The sequence below is a fragment of the Streptomyces sp. TLI_185 genome (assembly GCF_003814765.1).
GTDB lineage: Bacteria > Actinomycetota > Actinomycetes > Streptomycetales > Streptomycetaceae > Streptomyces.
Window position 1 is genome coordinate 8,733,257 of record NZ_RKRB01000001.1, and the last position, 24,860, is coordinate 8,758,116.

A 24,860-nucleotide genomic window follows, 5' to 3' on the forward strand; every position below is an offset into this window, starting at 1 on the left:
GGGTCTCAGGCGCTCTTCGGCTCCACCCGGGCCACGACGACATGCGGGCGGCCCGGATGCGGAGCGGTGAAGGCAGCACGGAGTGCTTCGTGATCGCGGCCGTCGACCGTGACCGCGGACCAGCCCGCCGCCTGGAAACGCGCGGCGATACCGCCGGGCCGGGCATGGCTGGCGGAGGAGTTGTCGACCACGACGGTGTGCAGTTGCTCGAGCCCGGCGGGCCCCGCGAAGGCGATCGCCTCGTGATTGCTGCCCTCGTCCAGCTCGGCGTCCCCGATCAGCACCCAGACCCGCGGCTCGTGCAACCCCTGGGCGCGCAGCCCCAGCGCCGTACCCACACCTATCGGCAGCCCGTGCCCCAACGACCCACTGCCGATCTCGGCCCCCGGCACCAGCACACGGTCCGGGTGGTGCCCGAGCGGAGAGTCGTACGAGCCGAACCCCGGCAGCCAGTCCACGGGCAAAAAGCCTGGCTGCGAGCACCGCGTAGTACGCCATCGGGCCGTGCCCCTTCGACAGCAGGAAACGGTCCCGCCCCGGGTCGCCCACCCGCTCCGGCCCCACCCCCAGCACCCGGTCGTACAGCACCCACAGCACGTCCAGCGTGGACGTCGCCGCCGGGCCGTGCTTCTCGTCGCCCGTCATCAGCCCCATGAGCCTGGGCAGATGCTCGTACGCGTACGTACGCCGCTGTTCCTCGGTGATCGTCATGCGGACGATCGTGCAACCTCAACCAAACTTAAGGTCAAGCGCCCGCTGCCAGCTCTTCGTCTGCCGCGCACAAAAGCCATGCGCGACCATCGACCCGAGTGCGGTATGGTTTCCATGCACGTCCGGTCGGGGGAAACCCCAGGTCAGACGGGCACCGGGACGTGGCGCAGCTTGGTAGCGCACTTGACTGGGGGTCAAGGGGTCGCAGGTTCAAATCCTGTCGTCCCGACCAGCTTTGATGCAGGTCGGAGGCCGTTCTCTCGTTTGCGGGAGGGCGGCTTTTCGCGTTCCTGGAGGGCTGGTGGTCGCGGGCCCGGCCTGGCGTTGGTTCGCAGGGGTGCCGAGACCGGCGGGCGGGAGAGCGGAACCGGTGGAGGGCTTCACGGAGCCGTTGGATGTGGTCGCGTGGGGAGCGCAGCTGCTTCCGCCGGGCCGGTCGGCGTTGAACCCGCCCGCCTCGCCCTCCAGGAACGTCCGCAGCACGTCTCGGCGCCGTCGTGGCTGGTGAAGCCACCACGCCGGACGGTCGTCCGGTGGTGGTGCGGCGCCGGAACGTCGACGGCGAACGTCCACGTCCCGTGACGACCGTCGGCACGCAGGCGGGGGCAGCGCGCTCCGAGCCGGCGGCGGTGGGTGTTCCGGCAGCCGCACCTGCGGTCGACGGTGGTACGCAGAGGATCGCCTCAAGCGGCGGAGGAAGGGCCGACACTCGCGGTCTCATGCGCCCACACGCGACCACCACGTCCACGATGCCTGCCGCGACCAGCGCTTTTCCCTTGTCGGCGCGCCAAGGGCGGCGGCTCGGAAGGATGGAGTGACCCGCACTCGGGTACCCGCAGATCTTTCGTCTGCCTGGCGGTGCGATCAGGAAATGGCCGGGGCCTGTGATCAGCTGCGGTGGCACCCGACTCGGATGATCGACCTGGAGCCTGCTGACAGGGTCATGGGCTCGGGGGACGCCAACGCTGTCGTGGACGTGCGGCGCGTTGGAGAGGAAGCGGCCATGACCTCGGCGTACGACTACAGGGAGCTGCACGAGCTCATCGATCGCCTGGAGCCCGAGCAGGCGGAGGAGCTGCGTCGTCACGCCTTGAGTCTGGTGAGGCCCGCGCCGAGTCGGTTCCGGATGCTGCGGAGCTTCGATGGCCCGGCGACCGATCTCGGCGCCCGGGCGCACGGCTGCCAGTCGAGCCGCTGGCCGGCACAGCGGGCCGCAGCGGACGGCGGCCCGCCGACCGGCCCGGCCTGAGGCGTGGCCTGTGCCGCGGCCGGCGCCATTGCCGCTGCGACGGCCGAGGCCATCACGCCCGATACGGCGGCCGCAGGCCACCGCGCGATGCGGAACGCGCACACGGAAGATGTGAACTTCGAGAACCGGGGCATGGAGAACCTGGACACCGACCCCCCTCACCGCGTGCTGGGCCGCGCGGCGTCCGACTCGATGTTCGAGCCCGGACGGCGCTCGATTGATCATGCTTTTCCCAGTCTTGGGCGTGGTGGCAGCGCCAGGCGGGAGCGGTGCTGCTTGTGTGCGCTCCAGATGACCGGATCCTCGGCAGCTGCCCGCCCATGCGATCGCCAAGGTCACCGACGCGGACGGGAAGGCGACGGGCGGGACGCGCGGATCACGGATCGCTGGTGGCGGCCTTGTACAGGTCGGCCGCCTGGCTGCCCAGTGTCACGCTGTAGGACACGTCGTCGGTGTCGCCGCCCTGGTCGTAGCCGCCGAGGACGCCGACGACCTGGCCGTCGTCGTTGATCCAGGGACTGCCGCTGGTGCCCTGGGTGAAGGCGGGACAGTCGATGCGCTGCTGGGTGCTGCCGTATGAGGTCGGCTTGTTGGTGCAGCTGATGGGCGCCTCGTGGGAGTCGGGGTAGCCGACGACGGTCACGGCTGTGGCGCCCGTGGCCGTGCCGGGCGTGAAACGGTTGGCCCCGACGACGTCCTCGATCGCCCTGCCGTCCTGCTCGTCGACGGTGGCGAAGGCCAGATCACTGTCCTCGTCCTGGTCTTTGGTCCATCCGTCGGGCAGATAGCGGTGCCTCAGCTTCCACACCCCGTACGGCGCGTGCCCGTCCCGGTAGCCCGGCACGAACACCAGGTCGGTACCGGTGTCGCTCACGCAGTGCGCGGCGGTGACGACGAGGTCGCGCTGAAGGCTGTGCACGACCGAGGCCGTGCAGAGGTGTCCGCCGGCCAGGTCGTCGGCCCGGTCCGCGTCGAACAGTGCGCCGATCCGCGCCGCCTGACGATCGGCGACGACGTCGACGGTGGCCCCCAGAGCCCTTGTTGGCGGTCGCGCCTGCCCCGCGGGGCCCGCTTTTCCGGCGGACGACGGGACTTCCGACGCAGGCCCTGAGGGCCTGTGCCCGACCTCCGCGGCCGCCACGGACGAGGCCAGGGTGAACATCATCACGACGCCGAGCAACGCGTGACGCGAGGTGACCAAGATGCGTGAGATGCGCTCCATCGGTGATCACTCTGTCTCACGAAGGTGAGGGCAAGCGCTCGACTTAGCTGAGATTTTCCCGTGAAACCCTTAAGGACACCGGACTTCGCAACGTCACCGAGGTGCCCCCGCACAGCAGTTCCCGGGCCGTGCGCTCGATGTCGTCCGTCATGACGACCCCTGAGTGCGGGCGCTCGGCGAACTCGCCGTGCCCGCACACCACAAGGCGACCGCCTCATGGCCCTGTAGGCCCAGGCTTCCAGCATCTTGGCCCGCCGGGGCGGGGCCGGAGCCTGTGTGTGGCGTTCGCTGTGGTTCAGTACGCGTGGTGGGTCTGCCAGAAGTCCCAGGCCTGGCAGGGGCTGCCGTACACGCTGTTCATGTAGTTCAGGCCCCACTTGATCTGGGTGGCGGGGTTGGTCTGCCAGTCCGAGCCGGCGGACGAGTACTTGGAGCCGGGCAGCGCCTGCATGAGGCCGTAGGCGCCGGAGGAGGCGTTGAGCGCCTGCATGTTCCAGCCGGACTCGCGGTCCACGATGTTGCTGAAGCACTGGAACTGGCCGCCGGGCACGATCTGCCGGGCTATCGCCTGGATCTCGGCGACGGTGTACGAGCTCTTGGCCGGGACGACTGTGCTGCTGTGGCCGGCGGCCGACTTGGCTTCGGTGTGCTCCTTTGCAGCCTTCTCCGCCGCAGCCTTCTCCGCGGCTTCCTTCTTCGCCGCTTCCTTCTTCGCGACCGCGGTCTCGGCGGCAGCCTTGCGGGCCGCCTGCTCGGCGTCCTTCCTGGCGCTCGCGTCCGCCTGGACGGCCTGGGCGTCAGCCTGCTGCGTCAGGGACGCGGTCTGGACCTGGGCCTGCTGCCCCGCCGGTAAGTCCGCGAGCAGCGTCGCGTCGGCTGCCGTCGCTTCGGCGTCGTTCGTGTGCGTGGTGCCGGGGGAGGCAGCTCCGACGACGCTTCCGACAGCGGTGACCGCGGAGGCCGAAGCCACTGCCAGTCCCCGGACCGAAATCGGGCTCACACTTCTTCCTTCCGCTTCGTCCGTGACGCCATGCGGTGACGTGTACGGGCAACTCGCTTGCCGAATCCGGCAGTTCGCACACTCTGCCCTGCGGGGGCGGGTGACGCAATGGTGAAGAAGGTGTGGATGCTCACAGCTGATGTCAGTGAAACCCCGGCCGGATGCGGCCAGTTGACGCGCCGGGGCTCCCCGCAGCAAACGGCGGGGAGCCCCGAAGACGGTGCAGCAGTTCGCTGCGGCTACCGGGACGCGAGTGCGTCCTGGGGGTCGTTGCGGCGGATGCGTTCGCGAACCAGGGAGATCGCGACCACCAGCGCGGCCACGAGCACGGACAGCAGTACCTGGATGCGTCCGCCGCCCTTGCTGTCGTCGGTGAGCATGTAGAGGAGGACGAAGGAGATCATCCCGATCGTGGCCCAGGTCAGGTAGGGGAACAGCCACATGCGGACGACGAGCTTCTCGGGCGCCTCGCGCAGGATGATCGCCCGCATCCGCAGTTGCGAGAAGCAGATGACCAGCCAGACGAAGAGTGCGACCGCGCCGGAGGAGTTCAGCAGGAACTGGAAGACCGTGTCCGGCCACAGGTAGTTGAAGCCGACCGCGACGAAACCGAAGGCCACCGAGGCCAGGATCGCGGGCTGGGGCACGCCGCGGGAGTTCGTCCGTACGAAGGAGCGCGGGGCGTCGCCGCGCTGTCCGAGGGAGAACGCCATCCGGGAGGCGGTGTAGAGGCCGGAGTTGAGACAGGACAGCACGGCGGTCAGCACGATGAAGTTCATGATCTGGCCGGCGTGCGGGATGCCGATCGAGTCGAGGGCCGCCACGTAGGAGCCCTTCTTGGCGATCGCGGGGTCGTTCCACGGCAGCAGCGAGACCACGACGAGGATCGAGCCGACGTAGAAGACACCGACCCGCCAGATCACGCTCCTGGTGGCCTTGGCGACTGCCTGTCGTGCGTTCGCGGACTCACCGGCGGCGAGGGTGACGATCTCGCTGCCCATGAACGAGAAGACGACCAGCAGGATGCCGGTGAGGATCGCGCCGGGCCCGTTCGGCAGGAAGCCGCCGTGCTCGGTGAGGTTGCCGAAGCCGGTTGCGGCATGGTCGGAGCCGGGCAGCACACCGAAGATCGCCAGGCCGCCGAGGACGATGAAGCCGGTGATGGCGACGACCTTGATACCCGCGAACCAGAACTCGAACTCGCCGAACGAGCCGACCGAGGCGAGGTTCGTGATGGTGAGCACGACCATCACGATCAGCGCCCAGGCCCACTGCGGTACGGCAGGCACCCACCCCTCGAGGATCACGGCACCCGCGGTCGCCTCCACGGCGAGCACGACGACCCAGAAGAACCAGTACAGCCAGCCGATGGAGAACCCGGCCCAGCGGCCGAGCGCGCGGTCCGCGTAGGCGGAGAAGGAGCCGGAGCTCGGGTTCGCCGCGGCCATCTCGCCGAGCATCCGCATCACGAACACGACCAGCGCACCGACCAGCGCATACGAGAGCAGGATGCCGGGCCCGGCGGCGGCGATACCGGAGGCGGAGCCCACGAAGAGCCCGGCACCGATCACCCCGCCGATGGCGATCATCGACAGATGGCGGTTCTTGAGGCCAGGCCGCAGAGCTGCCTGCTCGGGAGTCTGACCACTGGTGGAAGGCGCGGTGGCAGGAGCCACAGAACCCGGGGGACGTGTAGTCATGTCGACATCCATTGAGTGGTGGGGAGGGCCGCGGGGGAGGGGTCCGCGCCGCGTTCCGTTCCCTTGCGGGAAGTGATCCGTTTCACTTGCTGAAATGGATTTGCGCAAGCGTATGAGCGGCTGTGGGCGGCCGTGTTTGTCCCCCGGGACGAAGTCGTCTTCGATGGCTGTACGGCCGGACAATGCGAAGTCGGCCTCAGGCGCCGGGCGGCAGCCGCAGCTGGAGCATGGCCAGCAGACGCTGGTCGGGGCGGCTCAGGTCGAGACCGGTCAGTTCCTCGGCCCGGCGGATGCGGTAGCGCAGCGTGTTGCGGTGCACATGCAGCTGGGCGGCGGCCGCCCGGACGTCACCGAAGCAGTTGAGGTAGGCCAGGAGGGACTCGGCGAGCTGCCCTTGGTGCCGGCTGTCGTGGGCGACCAGCGCGGTCAGCCGTGGGTCCCGTATCTCGGGGTGGGCGGAGAGCAGCGTCAGCATTTCGCTGATCAGGACTTCCGCCTGGATGTCCGGCAATGCGGCGACCGCGGCGGCGACGCCGGCGCCCAGCATCGCGTCGAGGATGCGGTCGGCCTCGCGGCGTGAGTCGGGGGCCCGGCCGAGCCCGGACACCAGGCAGCCGATCGAGCCGCGCAGCGGCAGGCCCAGGTGGCGGCGGGCGGCGTCGGTGATCTCGTGTGCCCAGCCGCGCAGGGTGTCCGTGTCGATGCTGCGGGGCAGCTGGGGCAGCAGCACGTAGATCCGCGGGTCGACCTGGGTGACCAGGGCGCTGCGGTGCCGGGCGGCGATCTGCACCGAGATGAGGTTGGTGACCTCGGTGTGGGTCAGTTCGGGTGCGGTGACCGCCTCGGCGGTCCCGTAGGAGAAGCCCAGGACGGCGGCCGGGCGGGTGGCGTCGAGGCCCAGGTGGGTGGCCAGCGGCTGCGGGCCGGTGCTGCCCTCCAGCAGTCCGGCCAGCAGGGTCCGGGTGAGGGTCAGGTCGTCGGAGAGTTCCCGGCGGCGGCGCACCAGGTGATGCGCGGCGACCCTGGCGGCACCCAGCAGCGCCCGCTCCGAGTGCTCGGACAGTGGTGTCGAGCCCTCCTGCACCCAGATGGTCCCCAGTTGCCGTTCCCCGGAGCGGATGGCCACCGCCAGCCGGCGCCGGATGCCCAGCTCCGGGTGGCTGTCGATACCGATCACCTTGTCGCTGGAGTGCAGATGCTGGAACACGCCCCACTCGCGCAGCTTCGCCAGGTACGCCTCAGGGCCCTGCCAGCCGAGGATGGAGCGCCGCCGCAGGTCGTCGATCTCGTCGGAGTCGGTGGAGCGGGAGTAGGCGAGCACCCGGTTGGCGGCGTCCTCGATGCTGACGATGCCGCCGGTCAGCACGGCGGTCGTCTGGGCGAGCGAGAACAGGTCGCCCTCCTCGGTCCCTGCCCCGTGGTCGCCCGGCGGTGCGTCGTCGAGAGCGGCGCGGGCCAGCGCGTTCACCTGCTCCCAGCGGGCCTCGCTGCGCAGCGAGAGCAGGGCGACCCCGGCCTCGGCGGCGGTCTCGCTGAGCGCGGCGGCCTGGCCGGCACCGTCCAGTTTGACCACGACGGCGGCGGCTCCGTCGCGCCCGGCGGCCCGCAGCGCGGGAAAGGCGGCCCGGCCACGGGCGCCGATGACGAGGACCAGCTCGCCGGGCTGTGCCGTCGGCGGGTCCTCGGGATCGAGCAGCGCCACGCCATGGATCTCGACGTCCAGTCCGGCGGGAGCGGCCTGTACCTCGACCAGAGAGTCGCCCAGGGTCATCAGCATCTGGCGCAGGCTGACGCCGGCAGGGGGCGGGGAGACCGCGGCCGGATCCATGTTTGTCGCCTCTGCTGGGAGCCACGCCGGAGCTCTGATGCTAACCGGCCCGGTCAGCGGGTCCGAACCGCAGCATGAGCGACCGGGCTCACAGACGCGGGGAGCGGCGGACGGTCAGCACGGCGATGTCGTCGTGCCGGCGGTCGGCGTCAGTGAACGCGAGGGCGTCTTCGTGCAGGGCCCGGGGCAGTTCGGTGGCGGAGAGGCCGAGGTGCTTCGTCAGCCGCTCGTCGAGCGGGTAGAACGTGCCGTCGTCGGCGCGGGTCTCGGTGAGACCGTCGGTGGTCAGCAGCAGCGTCGAACCGGCCGGGAAGTCGAACCAGCCCACGGTCGTGGGTTCGGCGGCCAGTTCGGCGAGACCCAGCGGGACACCGGAGTCCAGCGTCGGTGTGGTGACGAGGCCCTCGTGCATCAACCGGGGAGGAATGTGCCCGCAGTTGACGACCTGCACCTCGCTGCCGGCGTCGACGCCGATGATGAGCGCGGTGACGAACCGCTCGTCGTCGCCGGTCTGTTCGGCGTAGGAGTTGTGCCGCACGACCGCCGCGTCCAGGGCGTCGACGAGCGCGGTGAGCGTGGGTTCCCGGTGGGCCGCCTCACGGAAGGCGCCGATGACGGCGAAGGCGGCGCCCACGGCGGCCAGCCCCTTGCCCTGTACGTCGCCGATCAGCACCCGGGTGCCGAAGGGCGAGTCGACGACGTCGTAGATGTCGCCGCCGACGAGCCGGTCCTCCTGCACGGGCTCGTAGACGCCGTTGACCAGCACGTCGCCGGTGACCAGGGGCAGTGGGTGCAGGATATGTCGCTGCATGGCCGCGGCGGTGGAGCGCAGCCGCAGCATCTCGTGCTCGCGCCTGATGCGCCGATGACAGGCGTAGACGGAGGCCACCCCCAGCGCGAGAGTGAACAGCACCAGCAGCAGCCGGTCGAGCCAGTGCCCCCCGACCGGGGCCCGCACCACCGCGGTGGCGGTGACGACGAGCGAGGTCCAGGCGGCGACGAACCCCGTCTGCCGGACGGTGCACAGCGCCGACGCCGTCCCCGGCAGGAAGACCAGCAGCCCGAGCAGCCACACCTCGGACCCGGACAGCGCCCCCAGGACCTCCACCAGCATCGTCACCGACACCACGCCGACGACCAGCTCGGCGTTGCTCGGGGGCTCGATGGCGTCGGAGACTTCGACGGGTCTCTTCGGGCGGTTACCGGCCATGGCGACTCCCGGACAGGTGGTGATCACCATCTACGTTATGGCAACCCGGGCCGCGTGCGAGAGGCGCCCCGCCTGGGGGCCGGTCCATGTCCGGTCCCCGGGCTCAGCAGGGTCCGCTGCGGTTCGGCCGCGCCCCAAAGGGCGCGGGGCTGTATCCACATGCGGCTCCGCCGCGTGTGCGCGACCAGCCACGACGGGCCCGCAGGCGAGCGACGGCCGATCGCCGCGCAACCAGCGGAGCGCTCAGTCGACGTCGACCGGCCCGTTGTCCGACTTCCTGTCCTTCCCCGAGTGCAGCTGGAGCAGTCCGCTGCCGTTGCCGCTGCCCTCCTCGGGCCGGCGGCCGTCCGTGGCGTCCTGGCCGTTCAGGTTCTGCCGGACCGAGTCGAGGATGGTCAGGCCCTGGGAGACCAGGCCGGCGGCGATCTCGCCCAGGCCGTCCGCGCCGTTGAGGACGTTGACGTTGGCGCCGGCCAGGCCGCCCGCCGCCTCCTTCACGATCTGCGGGAGCTGGTCGATCAGCATCCGGTCGAGCGCGACCCGGTCGTACGACGCGGCCGCCTCGGCCTGGATCTTCATGCGCTGCGCGTCGGCGGCGGCGAGCACCCGGATCCGCTCGGCCTCGGCCTCGGCGGGCTTCACGATCTCGGCGACCAGCTGCTGCTGACGGAGCTTGGCCTGGCGCTGGGCCAGTTCGGTCTGCGCGGCGAGCACCTCCTGCTGGGCGTGCGCCTGGGCCAGCGGTCCGGCCTGGGAGGCCTGTGCCTGGGCGCGGTCCACCTCGGCGGAGTACTCCGCCTTCACGATGGCGGTCTGCCGGGCGTACTCGGCCTGCTTGCGGGCCGCCTCCTGCTCCGCCTCGACGGAGGCCTGGGTGGCCTGGGCCTGGGCGATCTGGGCCTGCCGCTGGATGGCCGCCTTGTGCGGGGCGGACATCGCGTCGATGTATCCGGCGTCGCCGTCGTCGATCGACTGGATCTGCAGCGAGTCCACGATCAGGCCGATCTTCGCCATCTCGGTCTTGGAGGTGTCCAGGACCTCCGCGGCGAGCTTCTGCCGCTCGGTCACGATCTCCTCGACCGTCATCGAGCCGATGATCGCCCGCAGGTGACCGGCGAAGATGCGGCCGGTCAGGACCGACATCTGGTCCTGGTCGGAGAGGAAGCGCTGGCCGGCGTTGATGATGCTCTCGTGGTCGTTGCCGACCTTGAACGCGATGACTGCGCGGACGTGCAGGGCGATGCCCTGCCGGGTCACACAGGTCTCCGTGACCTCGGACTCGCACATCGACAGGGTCAGGAAGCGGGTCTTGCGGAAGAACGGGATCACGAACTTGCCGTGGCCCGTCACCACTCGGAACGGCGCGCCCCCCAGTCCCCGCCTGCCTCCCGAGATCAACATCGCCTCGTCGGGAGCGGGAACGCGGTATCCGAACATGTTTCTTTCTACTCCTCAGTCTGCGCCGACGGCGTCGCCGCCGAGCGCGTCCAATGGATCCACCCACTCGATGACGCCGACCTCACGACATCCGCGCGACTCGATCACGAGCACCGTCGCCCCCGTGGGCAGGGGATCTTCGGACCAGGCGAGGAAGGTCTCGGAACCGCCTCTGACCCGCACCAGGATTTCGCCGGGCCCCGCGGACCCGCGGGTTCCGACGAGCACCTTCCCCGTGCAGCCGATCACGGCTTCGTCCTGCGGCATCATGGCCGCTCTCCTATGTTCTGGCCCACGATTCAGACGATAGACCTACCTGGGTCGGGGACCCAACGGGCATGTCGATTCGGCGCGCGCCGCAGGGATGCCTTCGTCCGCGGCCGGCGGGGAGTCCGGCCCCCGGAACCGATGGATTCCCTTTGCCGGAAAGGCCAGTTGCCTGCTTCCTGCCTCTGGCCCCGGAGACATACCGGGCGGTATACAGGCTGCGTCGCGTGTGAAGCCGCGCCTCGGTGCGGCTCCGCGCGACGTCCGGGTCTCAGGGGGAGGAATCGCATGGCGGACGACACGCGTTCGGGCTCAGCTGCGAGACGCCGGAGGAGGGGGATCGCGGTGGGGGCGGCGCTCGGCGGCTGCGTCCTCGTCGCCGCCTCCACGACGCCAGCCGCGGCGTACGGCGGTGGACACGGCCGGGACACCCGCTATGTGTCGCTCGGGGACTCCTACACGGCGGGCCCCCTCATCCCGCAGCAGGTGGACGCCAACTGCGCCCGCTCCGACCACAATTACCCCTCGATCGTGGCGGCGGCGCGCAAGGCGACCGCGTTCAAGGACGTGAGCTGCAGCGGTGCGACCACCGACAACATGTGGAAGTCGCAGGGCACCAACGAGCCCCAGCTGGACGCGCTGAACCGCGACACCGGTCTGGTGACGGTCCAGATCGGCGGCAACGACATCGGCTTCAGCTCCATCATCGGCACCTGCGCCCGCCTCAGCTCCCAGGACCCGACCGGAGACCCGTGCCGGCGCTACTACGCCTCGTCCGGCATCGACCAGCTGGCGGTCGCCGTCGCACGGACCGCGCCGAAGATCGACGCTGTGCTGCGGGCCGTGCACGCCAGGGCGCCGCATGCCCGGGTGCTCGTCGTCGGCTACCCCGACCTGCTGCCCGACGACGGCAGCGGCTGCTACCCCTCGGTGCCGTTCGCGGCCAAGGACTTCGCCTATCTGCGGGACACCGGCAAGCGACTGAACCTGATGCTTCGGCTGGTCGCCGGGTGGGATCGTGCGGAGTACGTCGACACCTACGGGCCCACGGTGGGTCACGACATGTGCAAGGCGCCCGACGTCCGCTGGATCGAACCGCTGCAGCCGGCCTCGCCCGCAGCGCCCGCGCACCCCAACGCCAAGGGTGAGGAAGCGATGGCGCGTGCCGTTCTCGAACGTCTGGACAGGGGGCGCGGCCGCGGTTGAGCGCCAGGGCGCCGAGGTTCGGCCCCATTGGTGTGACGTCGGGTACGGGAATGAATGAAAGGTGCTGAACGGGCAACGTTCCCCTTCATGCCCCGCTTCATGCACAGCACGAACTGTCCCCTGCAGGTGATTCGATGACGACGGCGACCAGGGCGCCCCGGACGCCATCAGCCACTGCGGCCACCACCAGGAGTTCCCCGTCCGCTCCGGCGCCCTCGCTGCCGTCCCTCACCGGTCTGCGATGGATGGCCGCACTGCTGGTCTTCGGACTGCACGTGCACAACTTCCAGTATTTCGACGGCACCGCCGGCTCCCTCGTCACCTGGGCGTTCGGGGCCGGCGCGACGGGGGTGTCGTTCTTCTTCGTGCTGTCCGGGTTCGTCCTGACCTGGTCGGCCCGGCCGGGCGACCGCGCGCCTGCCTTCTGGCGCCGCCGCATCGCCCGCATCCTGCCGGTGCACCTGGTCACCGCCGCGATCGCGCTGCTCATGGCGTACACGCTGGCCCACCAGTCCAAGCCGACCCTGAGCCAGGGGCTGGCCAACGTCCTGCTGGTGCATTCCTGGTGGCGGCCCTGGTGGCAGACGCTGGATCCGGTCAGCTGGTCACTGGCCTGCGAGGCCTTCTTCTACGCCGTCTTCCCGCTGCTGGCGCTGCTCCTGCGCCGCCTCGGCGCCCGCGGATCGGCGGCGCTGGCCGGGGCGTCGGCGCTGGCGGTGCTGGTGCTGGCATGGGTGGACGCGCACCACTGGCTGGGCCAGCAGATCTACTCCTTCCCCGCCGCGCGGCTGCCCGAGTTCGTCCTCGGCGTCGCCGTCGCCCGGCTGGTGCTGCTCGACCGGTGGCGCGGACCCGGCCTGGAGGCCTCGCTCGCCCTCGCGATCATCGGCTACTTCTTCGTCCCCCACGTCCCGCACATCACCGACGGCTACCCGGCCACCGTCTGCACCGTCACCGGCTTCGCCCTGCTCATTGCGGCGGCGGCCGTCGCCGACCTGCACGGTCTGCCCTCCATGTGGCGCCACCGGCGACTGGTACGGCTGGGGGAGCTCTCCTTCGCCTTCTACATGGTCCACCTGCTCGTGCTGCGGGCCGGGACCAACGTGCTGGGCACGAAGCCTCTCTTCGGCCCGACGGCGGGGCTGGCCGTCACGGCCGTCGCGTTCGCCGTGTCCCTCGGCCTGTCCTGGGTCCTGTACGAGGCGGTGGAGCGCCCCGCAAGACGCCTGCTGCTGCGCCGCCGTCCCTCAGTCGAGCCCCGGGCGGTCGTTCGGCAGCCGGACGGCCAGGAAGCCTAGGACGTACTGTCGCGCAGGCCCAGCCGTAGATGCTCCACGTGGTAGAGGGCCTGCTCGAGCAGTTCGGCGACGTGGTTGTCGTAGAGCGCGTAGATGACCGAGCGGCCGCGGCGCTCACCGGTGACCAGGCCGAGGTTGCGCAGCAGGCGCAACTGGTGGCTGCAGGCGGACTGTTCCATGCCCACGGCGTCGGCGAGTTCGGTCGCCGCGCACGGGCCCTCCTGCAGGTGGGCCAGGATGCGCAGCCGGGACGGGGTCGCCAGGGCCTGGAGGGTGGCGGCCACATCGGCGGCACCCACTGTCTCCAGGCGCTCGCGTGCTGTTGCGGCGGTGGTGGTGTCAGCTCCGTGGCCCATGCCGCTCATCCTACGGAGATGAGCGGCCGTAGCTCCTTACCCATGTACTCATGAAGAAATGAATGGGTATTCATGTGTTCCTGTATGGTCGGGGCATGACCTCCACGCTCGCTCCGCCCGGGGCCGCCCCGCTCACGTCCGCGCCTGCGCCCCGGCGGCGCACCCGGATGTTCGCGCTGCCCGAGGTGCACTGGGCGGTCGCAGCCGCCGTCTGTTTCCTGCTTGCGCTGCCGCTGCAGCTGACAGGCGCGCCGGCCTGGACCTGGGGGCCGCTGTACGCGGCGGCGTACGTCACCGGAGGGTGGGAGCCGGGCTGCGAAGGGCTCAAGGCGCTCCGCGACAAGACCCTCGACGTCGACCTGCTGATGGTCGTCGCCGCACTCGGCGCGGCCGCGATCGGGCAGGTCATGGACGGTGCCCTGCTGATCGTCATCTTCGCGACCTCGGGCGCACTGGAGGCACTGGCCACGGCCCGGACCGCCGACTCGGTGCGCGGCCTGCTGGACCTGGCGCCGATCACGGCGACCCGGATCGCCCCGGACGGCTCCGAACGGGCCGTATCCGTCGACGAGTTGGCGGTCGGGGACACGATTCTCGTACGGCCCGGTGAGCGGGTCGGCGCCGACGGCCGTGTACTGGACGGGGCGAGCGAGGTCGACCAGGCGACCATCACAGGTGAACCGCTCCCCGCCCTCAAGGAGCCCGGCGACGAGGTGTTCGCGGGGACCGTCAACGGCACGGGCGCGCTGCGCGTCCGCGTCGAACGCGACGCCTCCGACTCGGTGTTGGCGCGGATCGTCCGCATGGTCGAGGAGGCGTCCGGGACCAAGGCGCCCACCCAGCTGTTCATCGAGAAGGTCGAACAGCGCTACTCCCTCGGCATGGTGGCGGCGACCCTCGCCGTCTTCCTCGTGCCGCTCGCCTTCGGCGCCGAGCTCACCGGGGCGCTGCTGCGGGCCATGACCTTCATGATCGTGGCCTCGCCGTGCGCGGTGGTCCTGGCCACCATGCCGCCCCTGCTGTCGGCCATCGCCAACGCCGGACGGCACGGCGTGCTGGTCAAGTCGGCGGTGGTGATGGAGCGGCTCGGCCAGGTCGACACCGTCGCCCTGGACAAGACCGGCACGCTGACCGAGGGCGTGCCGCGGGTGGCCGACGTACGGCCGCTGCCCGGATCCGGCATGGGGGAGCGGGAGTTGCTGGCACTGGCCGCGGCGGCCGAGCACCCCAGCGAGCATCCGTTGGCGCGCGCTGTCGTGGAGGCGGCGCGCGAGCGGGGGCTTCCCCTGCCACCCGCGCAGGACTTCGCCTCGACGCCCGGCCTGGGAGTGACGGCGAGGGTCGACGGGTGGCGGGTCACGGTCGGCGCACCGGCCCGGCTCCTCAGCGGCGCGACCGACGCCGTGGCGGCGCACGCCGCGGTCCATGCGGCGGACCTGGAGGAGTCCGGCCGTACCGCTGTCCTCGTCGTGGTGGACGGCGTGCCCGTCGGACTCCTGGGCCTCGCCGACCGGTTGCGCCCGGACGCCGCCGCCACGGTCGCCTCCCTCACGCACCTCACCGGAACCGCCCCGACCCTGCTGACCGGCGACAACCCTCGCGCGGCCGCGCGCCTGGCCGCCGAGGTCGGCATTGAGAACGTCCAGGCGGGACTGCTGCCGCAGCACAAGGTGAGCGCGGTGGCGGAACTGGAGCGCGCGGGACGCAAGGCGCTGGTCGTCGGGGACGGCGTCAACGACGCCCCGGCCCTCGCGGCCGCCCACACCGGTGTCGCCATGGGCCGGGCGGGATCCGATCTTGCGCTGGAGACCGCGGACGCGGTGATCGTCCGCGACGAACTCGCCACCGTGCCCGCAGTGATCGCCCTCTCCCGCCGGGCCCGGCGCCTGGTCGTGCAGAACCTGGTGATCGCCGGGGTCTTCATCGCGGGCCTAGTCGTCTGGGACCTCGCGGGCACGCTGCCGCTGCCACTGGGCGTCGCCGGTCACGAGGGCTCCACCGTTCTCGTCGGCCTCAACGGGCTGCGGCTGCTGGGGGAGGGGGCTTGGCGGCGGGCGGTCGCTGAAGGCGCCTGACGTCCGCGGTCGAAAACCAGTGGATCAGTGTCACTGTGCTGCCCTAGCGTGCTGCCGAACCAAGTCGCCCAGGCAAGGACGTGCCGTTGTACACCGTGTGAGACCCCCCGAGAGCTGATCTGTCGCGCGTCGCGCATCTGCGCCGCGCTGCTTCTTGCTGCGGACTTCTCACTGAAACCGGTGTACTTCTGTGCTCAACACCTGGGTGGTCATGCCCACCTGCCTGCCGACCGTTCTCCGCCGTTGCCCCGCGTGTACGTCCAAGCGTTTCCGGGCCAACGGCAAGTTTCGTGTCAACGCACACCACAAGCTCCTCGACGCGTGGCTCCTCGTGCTCTGTACAGGTTGCGGGGACACGGCGAAGCTCACGGTTCTGGAGCGGATGAACGTGCGCTCCGTACGACCGGAGCTGCTGGACCGGATGCATGCCAACGACCCCGACCTGGCAGCTGAGTTGCTCCAGGATCCGGTCCTGCAGCGCCGTAATCGCACAGCCCTCGACTGGGACGACGCCTGGCGCCTCGACACCGGAGGGTCGGATCACCTGGACCGCGAGGTGATCGACGTATCAGTCCGCTTCGCGGCGCGGATTTCTGTCCGGCCGGTGCGGCTGATCGCTGACGGTTGTGGTCTCTCGCGGGCCGAGGTCGAGCGACTGATCACGGACGGGAAGCTCGTCTCGGCAGTCCGGCTGAGCGGCAAGCTGTCCGGCGACTTCACCTTCACGCTCAAACGCTGAGTCCGTCTCGGCAGACAGGCCTGTCCGGCAAGACCCGCCGGACAGGCCCTCAGGCCTGCAGCCGCGCGGACGGCCCCGGCGTCACGGTGACCTCCCTCGGGGAGAGCTCGGTGTGCTCGTCGGGGCACTCGACCACGACCCGCACCGGGGCGCCGCAGTCGCGGTGCCGGATCTCCAGGACCGGGCCCTCGGGATCCCCGACGTACTCCTCGCCCCACTGCCGCAGTGCCACCATGACCGGCCACAGATCGCGGCCCTTGGGGGTGAGGCGGTACTCGTAGCGCGTCCGGCTGCCCTGCTCCTGGTATGGGACCGTCCGCAGGATCCCGGCCGCGACCAGCTTGCGCAGGCGGTCGGAGAGGACCGCCTCCGACAGCCCCACATGGCGGCGGAAGTCGTCGAAACGGCGCACCCCGTTGAAGGCGTCGCGCAGGAGCAGCAGCGACCACTTCTCGCCGATCAGATTGAGGCTGCGCTGGATCGGGCAGTTCTCGGTGCTCATCTCGAGCCACTTCATACCGCCATGCTAGCCACCTGGCTTCTACATTGACAGTCAGCTGACCGCAGGGCTAGCTTCGAGAAACATAGTCAGTGGGTCAGGGAGGAAACGCAGCCGCATGGAACGCTCTCGTACGTACGACTGGGACGACCCCGCGATCTCGGCGGGCGCCGTCGGGCAGGGCTCCGGCCTGCACTTCCTCCGCGAGATCCTCGCCGGTCGGCTGCCCGCGCCGCCGATCGCCGCCACGCTGGGCATGTCGATCGAAGAGGTCGACCACGGCCGCGCGGTGTTCTCCCTGGAGCCCGGTGAGGAGCACTACAACCCCATCGGCAGCGTCCACGGCGGCATCTACGCCACGATGCTCGACTCGGCGGCCGGCTGTGCCGTCCAGTCCACCCTGCCGCCGGGCATGGGCTACACCTCGCTGGACCTGACCGTGAAGTTCCTGCGCCCGATCACCGCCGACACGGGCAAGGTCCGCGCCGTCGGAAGCGTCCTCAACGGCGGGCGGCGCACCGCACTTGCCGAGGCACGGCTCTTCGACTCGGCGGACCGCCTGCTCGCGCACGCCACCAGCAGCTGCATGCTCTTCCCGGTGCCGGGCGCCTGAGGCCCGACCCCCGCACTGCTCAGCCCTGTTGCTGCCGGTCGTCCATGCCGGCCATGAGGGCCTGGTGGCTGCGGCGGCGTGCTCGCGCATCCCGCGCTCCGCCCGGTCGCCGTCCTTGGCCAGGATCAGGTCGAGGACGTCCTTGGCCAGGGTCAGGTCGAGGATGCGGTTGCGCTCATGGCCGGACTCGCTGAGCCGGCCCGGCCGGGAGAGCGACGTCCGGACCAGGCGGGCGTAGGTCGGCTGGTTCATGAGCGTGCGGTAGTGCGCCTCCAGCTTGGTGTTGTCGGCGCCGGTGACCAGCAGGTCGTGGCACTCGTGCACCAGCGGCGCGTGCCGCTCAGCATCTCCCTCGTGCACGGCCTCGTCGGCCTCGTGCATGTTTCTCGGCCAGGCGCTCCACCTCGGGCACATTGCCCCGGAAGGCCGGCAGTCGCGCCGCGGCACCCTCCGGCAGTTCCTTCATCTGGAACAACTCGGTGATCTCCCGCCGCGACGGCACGGCGACGAAGGTGCCGACCCGGGGCCGCACCTCCACCAGCCCCTCGATCTGCAGCTGCTTCAGCGCCTCGCGGATCGGGGTGCGGCTGACGCCCAACGTCTCCGGCAACGCGTTTCGACGACTACCAGGACCGCGACCCAGCCGGCATCTTCCCCCAGGACGAGGAGCTCCCCGTCCCGCCCGGATCCCGTCGAGGCCGGTCACCGGCTGGCGAACCACCTCCGTGTGATGGCCATGGAGGCCCAGACCCCCGCCCGTGCCTACGGCAAGGCCCACCTGTTGCATCTCGAGCCCGAGGACCTGGTTGCCCTTACCATCGAATCCGCCGCCATGGCCCGCGTCCCACTCGCGGGCACGAACTGGATCCCCGGGGAGGGGCTGTGATCGCCGTCGTAGGTGCCGGGCTGATGGGCGCGGCCACCGCCTGGGAACTCGCCCGGCGCGGCCACGAGGTCACGCTGATCGAGGCGTACGACATCGGCCACCGGCACGGCAGCTCGCACGGCAGCTCACGGATCTTCCGGCGGGCGTACGACGACCCCTTCTACGTACAGCTGACCGGCCAGGCGTACGAGAAATGGCGGGAACTGGAGAACGACAGCTCAACTCCCTTGTTGCGCACGACCGGTGGCATCGACATGGGGGACGACCGCGACCCGAAGGCGATCGCCGAGCTCCTCTCCGCGGCCGGGGCGTCCCATGAACTCCTCGGCCCGGAGGAAGCCTCGGAGCGCTGGCCTTACATCCGCATCACGGGCCCGGTGCTTCACCACCCGGACGCGGGCGTCGTCGACGCCGACCAGACCGTCGCGGTCTGCGTCCGGCAGGCGAAGGAGCACGGTGCGGAAGTGATCATCGGCACGCGCGTCACGGATATGGACCTCCAGGGCGGCGAGCGGGTCCTTCTGCGCACCGACGACGGCTGCGAGGTCCTCGCGGACACCGTGGTGATCGCCGCCGGCGCCTGGCTGCCCGAGTTCGAACTCCCCGTGCCGCTACCGCCGTTGGAGGTCACCCAGCAGCAGGTCTTCCACTTCCCGCAGCGGGATCCGTCCGTGCAGTGGCCGACCCTGATCTGGGACGGGGCGCTGCACCTCTACGGCCTGCCGTCGGGAAGCGACGGCGGTCCGCTGCCCACGTTCAAGGTCGCCGAACACGACCGCGGCACGCCCACCACCGCCCGCACCCGCAGCGGCCTCGTCGATGCGTCGTCGCGGACGCGGGTCAGCGGCTTCGTCCGCGACCGTCTCCCGGGCCTCGCCCCCGACCCGGTCGCCGAGGCCACCTGCCTCTACACCACCACTCCCGACGAGGACTTCGTCCTCGACCGTCACGGCCCCTTCGTCATCGTCTCCCCGTGCTCCGGACACGGCGCGAAGTTCACCCCGCTCATCGGCGCGATGGCCGCCGACCTCGCGACCGGCCGCGCCGAGCCCCATCCCCGCTTCCGTTTGGGGCGCACGACATGAAACGCGCCGGTGACCGAGCGCGCCACCCGCGCAGAGGGATCCGGCAACTCCGACGACAAGGCCCTGGAGCGCATCATCGCGGCCAGGGCCCGGGAGTAGCGGCAGGCTGCCGGACCCCAGGTCTCGACGTCCCGGTCACCGCCCTGTTCCGCGGCACGGACGACGAACGCGAGGCGGTCTTCGTACCCGCCGGGCACGGCGCCCGGATCGTCCGGCGGGCACCAAGGTCGGCCGCGAGTACGCACAGCTCGGTTCTCTCCGGGGCGCCCACGAGCGCATGGACAGCCTGCTGGCCCCTGGGATTTCAGGCCGTGGCCCTCACGTCCGCCGGGTTCAGGTGCGCAGCCGGTCGATCTCAGCGAGCACCCGGTCCACATGCGGCCGCACCTGCGCCCGCAATGCATCGCTCCAGCTCTCCTCGGAGTAGGGGCAGTCGAGATAGAGCTGCCTGGCGTGTTCGAGGGCGGGACGGTGCTCGGGCGGGAGCCGGGCGAGGGCCCAGTCGGCAGCGGCGTCCTTCGACTTGATCCGGCCAGTGGCGAGCGTGGTCCAGATGCGGGCGAAGGTCAGCAGGACGTTGCGGGTGTCGCTGTCCAGGTCGTCGAGGAGGCCGGGGATACCCGCTACGCTCGCCCGGACCAGGTCGGCCTGCGGAACCGGGTCGAGGACCTCCGCGGGGCGCGGGCCGGTGAGGGGGTGGTCGCCGGCCAGCGCCATGGCGATCAGCAGGGCCAGATCGGGCATCGGCACCGGCTGGGGGACCTCCCCGGCCTCGTACTCGGCGCGCAGCCATTCGCCGTAGAGGAAGTCGCCGGTCGGCGGGTACCGCCACGGCCGGACCTCGGACTGGACGACCACGGTGAGCTCGATCGGGCGGGCCTTGTTCCGGGAGCCGGAGATCTGGAGCAGTCCCCCCAGCAGTGTCCGTCGATCCTGCTCGTCCATACGCCGCCGGGAGACGACCAGCAGGTCCACGTCGCTGGCCGGCCTGAGTCCACCGAGTACGGAGGAGCCGTGCAGGTAGGCGCCGATGACGTCTCGGCCCAGCACACCGCCGGCCAGCCCCACGATTTCCTGAACCCGATTCACTCCACCAGCATCTCCCTCATCCGGCGGAGTGCGCAGCATTGCCCGACTTCGGCCGGCCAGGGAGATGGCCCCCCGAATAGGGAAGTCCCCCCTCCGCCCCCCACCCATTGCGGCCCCGTCCGGGACGTCCGAGTCTGGGAACAATGCCGGGCTGGGCGAGGAGGCGGCGATGGTGGAGGACAGCGGCACGGTGGGCGCCGAGCGGCAGCGGCTGGCGGAGGCCGACGCGTCCCGGGCGGCCTGGCGCCGCTGGGGCCCCTACCTCAGCGAGCGTCAGTGGGGCACCGTGCGGGAGGACTACAGCCCCGACGGCGATGCCTGGTCGTACTTCACCCATGACCAGGCACGCTCCCGCGCCTACCGCTGGGGCGAGGACGGCATCGCCGGCATCAGCGACGACAAGCAGCGGCTGTGCTTCGCGCCGGCCCTGTGGAACGGCCGCGACCCGATCCTCAAGGAGCGGATGTTCGGCCTGACCAACGCCGAGGGCAATCACGGCGAGGACGTCAAGGAGTACTACTTCCATCTCGACAGCACGCCCACCCACTCGTACATGAAGTACCTGTACAAGTATCCGCAGGGCGAGTTCCCCTACGCCGACCTCGTCGACACCAACAAGGTCCGCGGCCGCCGCGACTTCGAGTACGAGCTGCTGGACACCGGCATCTTCGACGAGGACCGCTACTTCGACGTCTTCGTCGAGTACGCCAAGGCCGGCCCCGAGGACCTGCTGATCGAGATCACCGCGCACAACCGCGGCCCCGACGAGGCGATCCTCCACCTGCTGCCGACCCTGTGGTTCCGGCACACCTGGTCCTGGGCCGGCGGCACGGCCGTCCCGAGCCTGCGCCCGGCCGGGAACGCCATCCGCGCCGACCACGAGGAACTCGGCCCGCGATGGCTGTACTGCGAGACCGACGCCCCCGCCCTGTTCACCGAGAACGAGACCAACAACCAGCGCATCTTCCACAGCCCGAACAGCACGCCCTACGTCAAGGACGGCATCGGCCGCTGCGTCGTCCACGGCGAGACCGGCGCCGTCAACCCCGCGCAGACCGGCACCAAGGCTGCCTTCCACCACACCCTGACCGTTCCCGCCGGTGGCAGCGCGACCCTCCGGCTGCGGCTCTCGGACGCAGAACTCGCCGATCCCTGGGCGGAGTTCGCGGCCACCATGGACATCCGCAGGACCGAGGCCGACGCCTTCTACGAGGACGTCGTCCCCGACGGCATGGGCGAGGACGAGCGCCGCCTGGTGCGCCAGGCGCTCGCCGGGATGCTGTGGAGCAAGCAGTACTACTACCTCGACGTCGAGCGCTGGCTCGCCGAGCACGGCGTCGACCCCCTTGCCGCCGACCCCGGCATCCGCAACAGCGCCTGGTACCACATGGTCAACGACGAGGTCATGTCGATGCCGGACACCTGGGAGTACCCCTGGTTCGCGGCCTGGGACCTCGCCTTCCACACCCTCGCCCTGTCCATGGTCGACATCGGCTTCGCCAAGGGGCAGCTGGAGCTCCTCCTGCGCCGGCTCTACCTCCACCCCAACGGCCAGATCCCCGCGTACGAATGGAACTTCGGCGACGTCAACCCGCCCGTGCACGCCTGGGCGGTCCTGTTCGTCTACGAACTCGAGAAGCACCGCACCGGCCACGCCGACCGCGCCTTCCTCGAGAACGCCTTCCAGAAGCTGACGAAGAACTTCACCTGGTGGCTCAACCGCAAGGACGTCGACGGCAACAACGTCTTCCAGGGCGGCTTCCTCGGCCTCGACAACATCGGCGTCTTCGACCGCAGCGCACCCCTGCCCACCGGCGGCCACATCGACCAGGCCGACGGCACCGCATGGATGGCGCTGTACTGCCAGAACCTCCTCGACATCGCCATCGAACTCGCCGTCGACAACCCCGTCTACGTCGAGCAGGCGCAGATGCTCTTCGAGCACTTCGCCTGGATCGCGGTCGCCATGAACCGCATCGGGAAGGACAACGCCAGCCTGTGGGACGAGGAGGACGGCTTCTTCTACGACGTGCTGCGGCTGCCCGACGGCAGCGCCACCCCGTTGAAGGTGCGGTCCCTGGTCGGTTTGATACCGCTGGCGGCGACCAGCGTCATTGGCGGACGCGCCGACCGTACTTTCCCCGAACTGGTCGAGGGAGCAAAGGAGTTCATCCGGCGCCACCCGGCAGTCGAAGCCGTCGTCCAACAGCACGACCTGGGGACGGCCGACGAGAACGGCCGCTACCTGTTCGCCCTCTTCGGCGAGGACCGGCTGCGCCGCATCCTCGCCCGCGTGCTCGACGAGGACGAGTTCCTCGGCCCGCACGGCATCCGGTCCCTCTCCCGCTACCACGCCGAGCACCCGTACCACTTCGACGTCAACGGCCAGACGTACGGCGTCGGCTATCTGCCCGCCGAGTCCGACTCCGGCATGTTCGGCGGCAACTCCAACTGGCGCGGCCCCGTCTGGTTCCCGATGAACCTCCTCCTCATCCGCGCCCTGCTCAACCTGCACGGCTATCACGGCCCGGGCTTCACCGTGGAGTGCCCGACCGGCTCCGGACGGCAGCTGAACCTCTACGAGGTCGCCCGAGAGATCTCGAACAGGCTCACCGCCACCTTCCTGACGGGCGAGGACGGCCACCGCCCGGTCCACGGCGCACAGCCCAAGTTCGCCAAGGACCCCCACTGGAAGGACCTGATCCTCTTCTACGAGTACTTCCACGGCGACAACGGCGCGGGCCTGGGCGCCTCCCACCAGACCGGCTGGACCGGACTGGTGGCCGCCACCGCCACCCTCTTCCACGCCATCAGCGCCGACGACTGGCACCGCGGCGGCAGGGAGTCCCTGCGCTCCGTGCGCGAACGCGACGATCAGGATGAACGGTTCACGGGCTCGGGCGACGAGGAGCCCCTGTCATGACCGTCATCTACGAGATCAACACCCTCGTCTGGCTGGGTGAGCTGAGCGGACGGTACGGGCGCCGCGTCACCCTGGGCGACGTCCCCGCCGAGATCTGGGACGAGGTCGCCCGGCCCGGCCTCGACACCGTCTGGCTGATGGGCGTCTGGGAACGCAGCCCGGCAGGCCTCGCGATCGCCCTGCGCGACGAGTCCCTGCTCGCCTCGTTCCGCCAGGCGCTGCCCGACCTGACCGAGACGGACATCGCCGGCTCCGCCTACTGCGTACGGAACTACGTCGTCGACGCCTCCCTCGGCGGCCCGGACGGCCTGGCCGAGGCACGCGCCCAACTCGCCGCCCGGGGCATGCGGTTGATCCTCGACTACGTGCCCAACCACGTGGCCCCCGACCACCCCTGGCTCACCGAGCACCCCGAGCGCCTGATCCGGGGCACCCGCGAAGACCTGGACCGGTCACCCGAGGCCTTCCTCGACGTCGGCGGACACATCTACGCCAACGGCCGAGACCCCTACTTCGCCCCCTGGCATGACGTCGTCCAGCTCAACGCATTCAGCGACGACCTGCGCACCGCGGCCGTCGACACCCTCGTCTCCATCGGCGACCAGGCGGACGGCGTGCGCTGCGACATGGCGATGCTGCTGATGAACGACGTCTTCGCCAAGACCTGGGGCGACCGGGCGGGCCCGCTCCCCGCGGACGACTTCTGGCCGTACGTCGTTCCGCGTGTCCGCGCACACCACCCCGACCTCCTCTTCGTCGCCGAGGCGTACTGGGACCTCGAATGGGCCCTGCAGCAACAGGGCTTCGACCACTGCTACGACAAGCGGCTCTACGACCGCCTCCTCCACGAGGACGCCGGATCCACCCGCACCCACCTCCAGGCCGACCTCACCTACCAGCGCGGCCTGGTCCGCTTCCTGGAGAACCACGACGAGCCGCGGGCCGCCGCCACCGTCCCGGGCGCGCAGGAGCGCGCCGCAGCCGTCACCGTCGCCACCCTGCCCGGCGCGACGCTCTGGCACGAGGGCCAGTTCGAGGGCCGCAAGGTCCGCCCACCGGTCTTCCTCGCCCGCCGTCCACAGGAACCGCCCGCCGAGCAACTCCGCGCCTTCTACGATCAGTTGCTCTCCGCCGCGGCCGCCGTGCGCGACGGCGACTGGCGCCTCCTCACCACCACCGGCTGGCCGGGCAACGACACCCACCGGGGCCTGCTCGCCTGGAGCTGGACCGGCCCCGGCACCCGCCACCTCGTGATCGTCAACTACTCCGACACCCCGGCCCAGGGACAAGTGCCCCTGCCCTGGCCCGACCTGGCCGGCCGCCCGTGCCGACTGGCCGACCTGCTCACGGACCAGACCTACGACCGCGACGGCGACCAACTGCTCACCCCGGGCCTGTTCGTCGACCTGCCGCCCTGGCACTCCCACGTGCTGACCCTGTCCTGACCGGCTGCCGTGGTAGACAGCG

21 protein-coding genes, 1 tRNA gene and 2 pseudogenes are annotated in these 24,860 nt (G+C 70.5%); 11 read left to right on the top strand and 13 right to left on the bottom strand.

Annotated features, from left to right (window positions below):
* Positions 1-5 precede the first annotated feature (5 nt).
* Positions 6-711, bottom strand: a pseudogene (locus EDD92_RS40150) (transketolase).
* A gap of 155 nt (positions 712-866) precedes the next feature.
* Here EDD92_RS40150 and EDD92_RS40155 point away from each other — a divergent pair.
* Together EDD92_RS40155 and EDD92_RS40160 are read left to right on the top strand one after the other, a co-directional pair.
* Positions 867-943 (top strand) — tRNA-Pro (locus tag EDD92_RS40155).
* Positions 944-1,624: 681 nt separating this feature from the next.
* Positions 1,625-1,960, top strand: coding sequence for a hypothetical protein (locus EDD92_RS40160; RefSeq protein ID WP_123968835.1), 336 nt, complete (start codon positions 1,625-1,627; stop codon positions 1,958-1,960).
* Between the two features lie 376 nt (positions 1,961-2,336).
* Here the strand turns inward: EDD92_RS40160 and EDD92_RS40165 are convergent, their stop codons facing one another.
* The 7 genes from EDD92_RS40165 to EDD92_RS40195 form a co-directional block, all read right to left on the bottom strand.
* Positions 2,337-3,182, bottom strand: coding sequence for a serine protease (locus EDD92_RS40165; RefSeq protein WP_123968836.1), 846 nt, complete (start codon positions 3,180-3,182; stop codon positions 2,337-2,339).
* Between the two features lie 295 nt (positions 3,183-3,477).
* Complete coding sequence (locus tag EDD92_RS40170) at positions 3,478-4,182, bottom strand: transglycosylase SLT domain-containing protein (protein WP_185124276.1); 705 nt, start codon at positions 4,180-4,182, stop codon at positions 3,478-3,480.
* 239 nt (positions 4,183-4,421) lie between these two features.
* Complete coding sequence (locus tag EDD92_RS40175; protein WP_123968837.1) at positions 4,422-5,882, bottom strand: amino acid permease; 1,461 nt, start codon at positions 5,880-5,882, stop codon at positions 4,422-4,424.
* Between the two features lie 196 nt (positions 5,883-6,078).
* Entirely contained in the window at positions 6,079-7,710 is a 1,632-nt protein-coding gene (locus tag EDD92_RS40180) for a CdaR family transcriptional regulator (RefSeq protein ID WP_260327098.1), read from the bottom strand.
* A gap of 88 nt (positions 7,711-7,798) precedes the next feature.
* Positions 7,799-8,920 carry a PP2C family protein-serine/threonine phosphatase gene (locus tag EDD92_RS40185; RefSeq protein WP_123968838.1) on the bottom strand — a complete coding sequence of 374 codons (1,122 nt, stop codon included), beginning with the start codon at positions 8,918-8,920 and terminating at the stop codon, positions 7,799-7,801.
* 243 nt (positions 8,921-9,163) lie between these two features.
* Positions 9,164-10,357: a flotillin family protein gene (locus EDD92_RS40190; RefSeq protein ID WP_123968839.1), complete on the bottom strand. Its 1,194-nt coding sequence runs from the start codon at positions 10,355-10,357 to the stop codon at positions 9,164-9,166.
* A gap of 15 nt (positions 10,358-10,372) precedes the next feature.
* The gene (locus EDD92_RS40195) at positions 10,373-10,624 is read right to left on the bottom strand and encodes a hypothetical protein (protein ID WP_030936072.1); all 252 of its coding nucleotides are present in this window, start codon (positions 10,622-10,624) and stop codon (positions 10,373-10,375) included.
* A 288-nt stretch (positions 10,625-10,912) separates the two neighbouring features.
* Here EDD92_RS40195 and EDD92_RS40200 point away from each other — a divergent pair, with 288 nt between their 5' ends.
* Together EDD92_RS40200 and EDD92_RS40205 are read left to right on the top strand one after the other, a co-directional pair.
* A complete protein-coding gene (locus tag EDD92_RS40200) occupies positions 10,913-11,830 on the top strand; it encodes an SGNH/GDSL hydrolase family protein (RefSeq protein WP_123968840.1) in 918 nt (305 codons plus the stop codon).
* Positions 11,831-11,964: 134 nt separating this feature from the next.
* Positions 11,965-13,128, top strand: a complete 1,164-nt coding sequence (locus EDD92_RS40205) for an acyltransferase (protein WP_123968841.1) — start codon at positions 11,965-11,967, stop codon at positions 13,126-13,128.
* On the opposite strand, the gene EDD92_RS40210 is transcribed toward EDD92_RS40205, so the two are convergent.
* The gene (locus EDD92_RS40210) at positions 13,125-13,484 is read right to left on the bottom strand and encodes a helix-turn-helix transcriptional regulator (protein WP_030936065.1); all 360 of its coding nucleotides are present in this window, start codon (positions 13,482-13,484) and stop codon (positions 13,125-13,127) included. The genes EDD92_RS40205 and EDD92_RS40210 overlap by 4 nt on opposite strands.
* Before the next feature lie 95 nt (positions 13,485-13,579).
* On the opposite strand from EDD92_RS40210, the gene EDD92_RS40215 reads away from it, so the two are divergent.
* Positions 13,580-15,559, top strand: coding sequence for a heavy metal translocating P-type ATPase (locus tag EDD92_RS40215; protein ID WP_123968842.1), 1,980 nt, complete (start codon positions 13,580-13,582; stop codon positions 15,557-15,559).
* A 190-nt stretch (positions 15,560-15,749) separates the two neighbouring features.
* A complete protein-coding gene (locus tag EDD92_RS40220) occupies positions 15,750-16,298 on the top strand; it encodes a DUF1062 domain-containing protein (protein ID WP_123968843.1) in 549 nt (182 codons plus the stop codon).
* 49 nt (positions 16,299-16,347) lie between these two features.
* Here EDD92_RS40220 and EDD92_RS40225 read toward each other — a convergent pair whose 3' ends face one another.
* The gene (locus tag EDD92_RS40225; RefSeq protein WP_123968844.1) at positions 16,348-16,815 is read right to left on the bottom strand and encodes a helix-turn-helix domain-containing protein; all 468 of its coding nucleotides are present in this window, start codon (positions 16,813-16,815) and stop codon (positions 16,348-16,350) included.
* A gap of 100 nt (positions 16,816-16,915) precedes the next feature.
* On the opposite strand from EDD92_RS40225, the gene EDD92_RS40230 reads away from it, so the two are divergent.
* Positions 16,916-17,410, top strand: coding sequence for a PaaI family thioesterase (locus tag EDD92_RS40230; protein ID WP_123968845.1), 495 nt, complete (start codon positions 16,916-16,918; stop codon positions 17,408-17,410).
* 132 nt (positions 17,411-17,542) lie between these two features.
* On the opposite strand, the pseudogene EDD92_RS52545 reads toward EDD92_RS40230, so the two are convergent.
* Positions 17,543-17,824: pseudogene (locus tag EDD92_RS52545) on the bottom strand (FCD domain-containing protein); the annotation flags it as partial.
* On the bottom strand, positions 17,751-18,020 hold the full coding sequence (locus EDD92_RS51660) for a GntR family transcriptional regulator (RefSeq protein ID WP_260327103.1): 270 nt from the start codon (positions 18,018-18,020) through the stop codon (positions 17,751-17,753). The pseudogene EDD92_RS52545 and the gene EDD92_RS51660, both read right to left, overlap by 74 nt.
* 126 nt (positions 18,021-18,146) lie before the next feature.
* Between EDD92_RS51660 and EDD92_RS50155 the strand changes: the two genes are divergently transcribed.
* Both EDD92_RS50155 and EDD92_RS40240 read left to right on the top strand, forming a co-directional pair.
* On the top strand, positions 18,147-18,296 hold the full coding sequence (locus tag EDD92_RS50155; protein WP_185124516.1) for a hypothetical protein: 150 nt from the start codon (positions 18,147-18,149) through the stop codon (positions 18,294-18,296).
* Positions 18,293-19,381, top strand: a complete 1,089-nt coding sequence (locus tag EDD92_RS40240; protein ID WP_123968846.1) for an FAD-dependent oxidoreductase — start codon at positions 18,293-18,295, stop codon at positions 19,379-19,381. Before EDD92_RS50155 ends, EDD92_RS40240 begins: the two co-directional genes overlap by 4 nt.
* A gap of 333 nt (positions 19,382-19,714) precedes the next feature.
* Here EDD92_RS40240 and EDD92_RS40250 read toward each other — a convergent pair whose 3' ends face one another.
* Positions 19,715-20,509, bottom strand: a complete 795-nt coding sequence (locus EDD92_RS40250; protein WP_123968847.1) for an aminoglycoside adenylyltransferase family protein — start codon at positions 20,507-20,509, stop codon at positions 19,715-19,717.
* 130 nt (positions 20,510-20,639) lie between these two features.
* Here EDD92_RS40250 and EDD92_RS40255 point away from each other — a divergent pair, with 130 nt between their 5' ends.
* Together EDD92_RS40255 and EDD92_RS40260 are read left to right on the top strand one after the other, a co-directional pair.
* The gene (locus EDD92_RS40255; protein ID WP_123968848.1) at positions 20,640-23,393 is read left to right on the top strand and encodes an MGH1-like glycoside hydrolase domain-containing protein; all 2,754 of its coding nucleotides are present in this window, start codon (positions 20,640-20,642) and stop codon (positions 23,391-23,393) included.
* Positions 23,390-24,838 carry an alpha-amylase family glycosyl hydrolase gene (locus EDD92_RS40260; RefSeq protein WP_123968849.1) on the top strand — a complete coding sequence of 483 codons (1,449 nt, stop codon included), beginning with the start codon at positions 23,390-23,392 and terminating at the stop codon, positions 24,836-24,838. The genes EDD92_RS40255 and EDD92_RS40260 overlap by 4 nt, the downstream gene beginning before the upstream one ends.
* The last annotated feature ends 22 nt before the right edge of the window (positions 24,839-24,860 follow it).

Bases quoted from the DNA above. Each gene is read 5' to 3' on its own strand.
- EDD92_RS40160 (WP_123968835.1), top strand. From the start codon at position 1,625: ATGATCGACCTGGAGCCTGCTGACAGGGTCATGGGCTCGGGGGACGCC.
- EDD92_RS40180 (WP_260327098.1), bottom strand. From the start codon at position 7,710: ATGGATCCGGCCGCGGTCTCCCCGCCCCCTGCCGGCGTCAGCCTGCGC.
- EDD92_RS40250 (WP_123968847.1), bottom strand. From the start codon at position 20,509: ATGCTGCGCACTCCGCCGGATGAGGGAGATGCTGGTGGAGTGAATCGG.
- EDD92_RS50155 (WP_185124516.1), top strand. From the start codon at position 18,147: ATGGAGGCCCAGACCCCCGCCCGTGCCTACGGCAAGGCCCACCTGTTG.
- EDD92_RS40260 (WP_123968849.1), top strand. From the start codon at position 23,390: ATGACCGTCATCTACGAGATCAACACCCTCGTCTGGCTGGGTGAGCTG.
- EDD92_RS40210 (WP_030936065.1), bottom strand. From the start codon at position 13,484: ATGGGCCACGGAGCTGACACCACCACCGCCGCAACAGCACGCGAGCGC.
- EDD92_RS40230 (WP_123968845.1), top strand. From the start codon at position 16,916: ATGGAACGCTCTCGTACGTACGACTGGGACGACCCCGCGATCTCGGCG.
- EDD92_RS40195 (WP_030936072.1), bottom strand. From the start codon at position 10,624: ATGCCGCAGGACGAAGCCGTGATCGGCTGCACGGGGAAGGTGCTCGTC.
- EDD92_RS40185 (WP_123968838.1), bottom strand. From the start codon at position 8,920: ATGGCCGGTAACCGCCCGAAGAGACCCGTCGAAGTCTCCGACGCCATC.
- EDD92_RS40190 (WP_123968839.1), bottom strand. From the start codon at position 10,357: ATGTTCGGATACCGCGTTCCCGCTCCCGACGAGGCGATGTTGATCTCG.
- EDD92_RS40225 (WP_123968844.1), bottom strand. From the start codon at position 16,815: ATGAAGTGGCTCGAGATGAGCACCGAGAACTGCCCGATCCAGCGCAGC.
- EDD92_RS40200 (WP_123968840.1), top strand. From the start codon at position 10,913: ATGGCGGACGACACGCGTTCGGGCTCAGCTGCGAGACGCCGGAGGAGG.
- EDD92_RS40175 (WP_123968837.1), bottom strand. From the start codon at position 5,882: ATGACTACACGTCCCCCGGGTTCTGTGGCTCCTGCCACCGCGCCTTCC.
- EDD92_RS40215 (WP_123968842.1), top strand. From the start codon at position 13,580: ATGACCTCCACGCTCGCTCCGCCCGGGGCCGCCCCGCTCACGTCCGCG.
- EDD92_RS40255 (WP_123968848.1), top strand. From the start codon at position 20,640: ATGGTGGAGGACAGCGGCACGGTGGGCGCCGAGCGGCAGCGGCTGGCG.
- EDD92_RS40165 (WP_123968836.1), bottom strand. From the start codon at position 3,182: ATGGAGCGCATCTCACGCATCTTGGTCACCTCGCGTCACGCGTTGCTC.
- EDD92_RS40205 (WP_123968841.1), top strand. From the start codon at position 11,965: ATGACGACGGCGACCAGGGCGCCCCGGACGCCATCAGCCACTGCGGCC.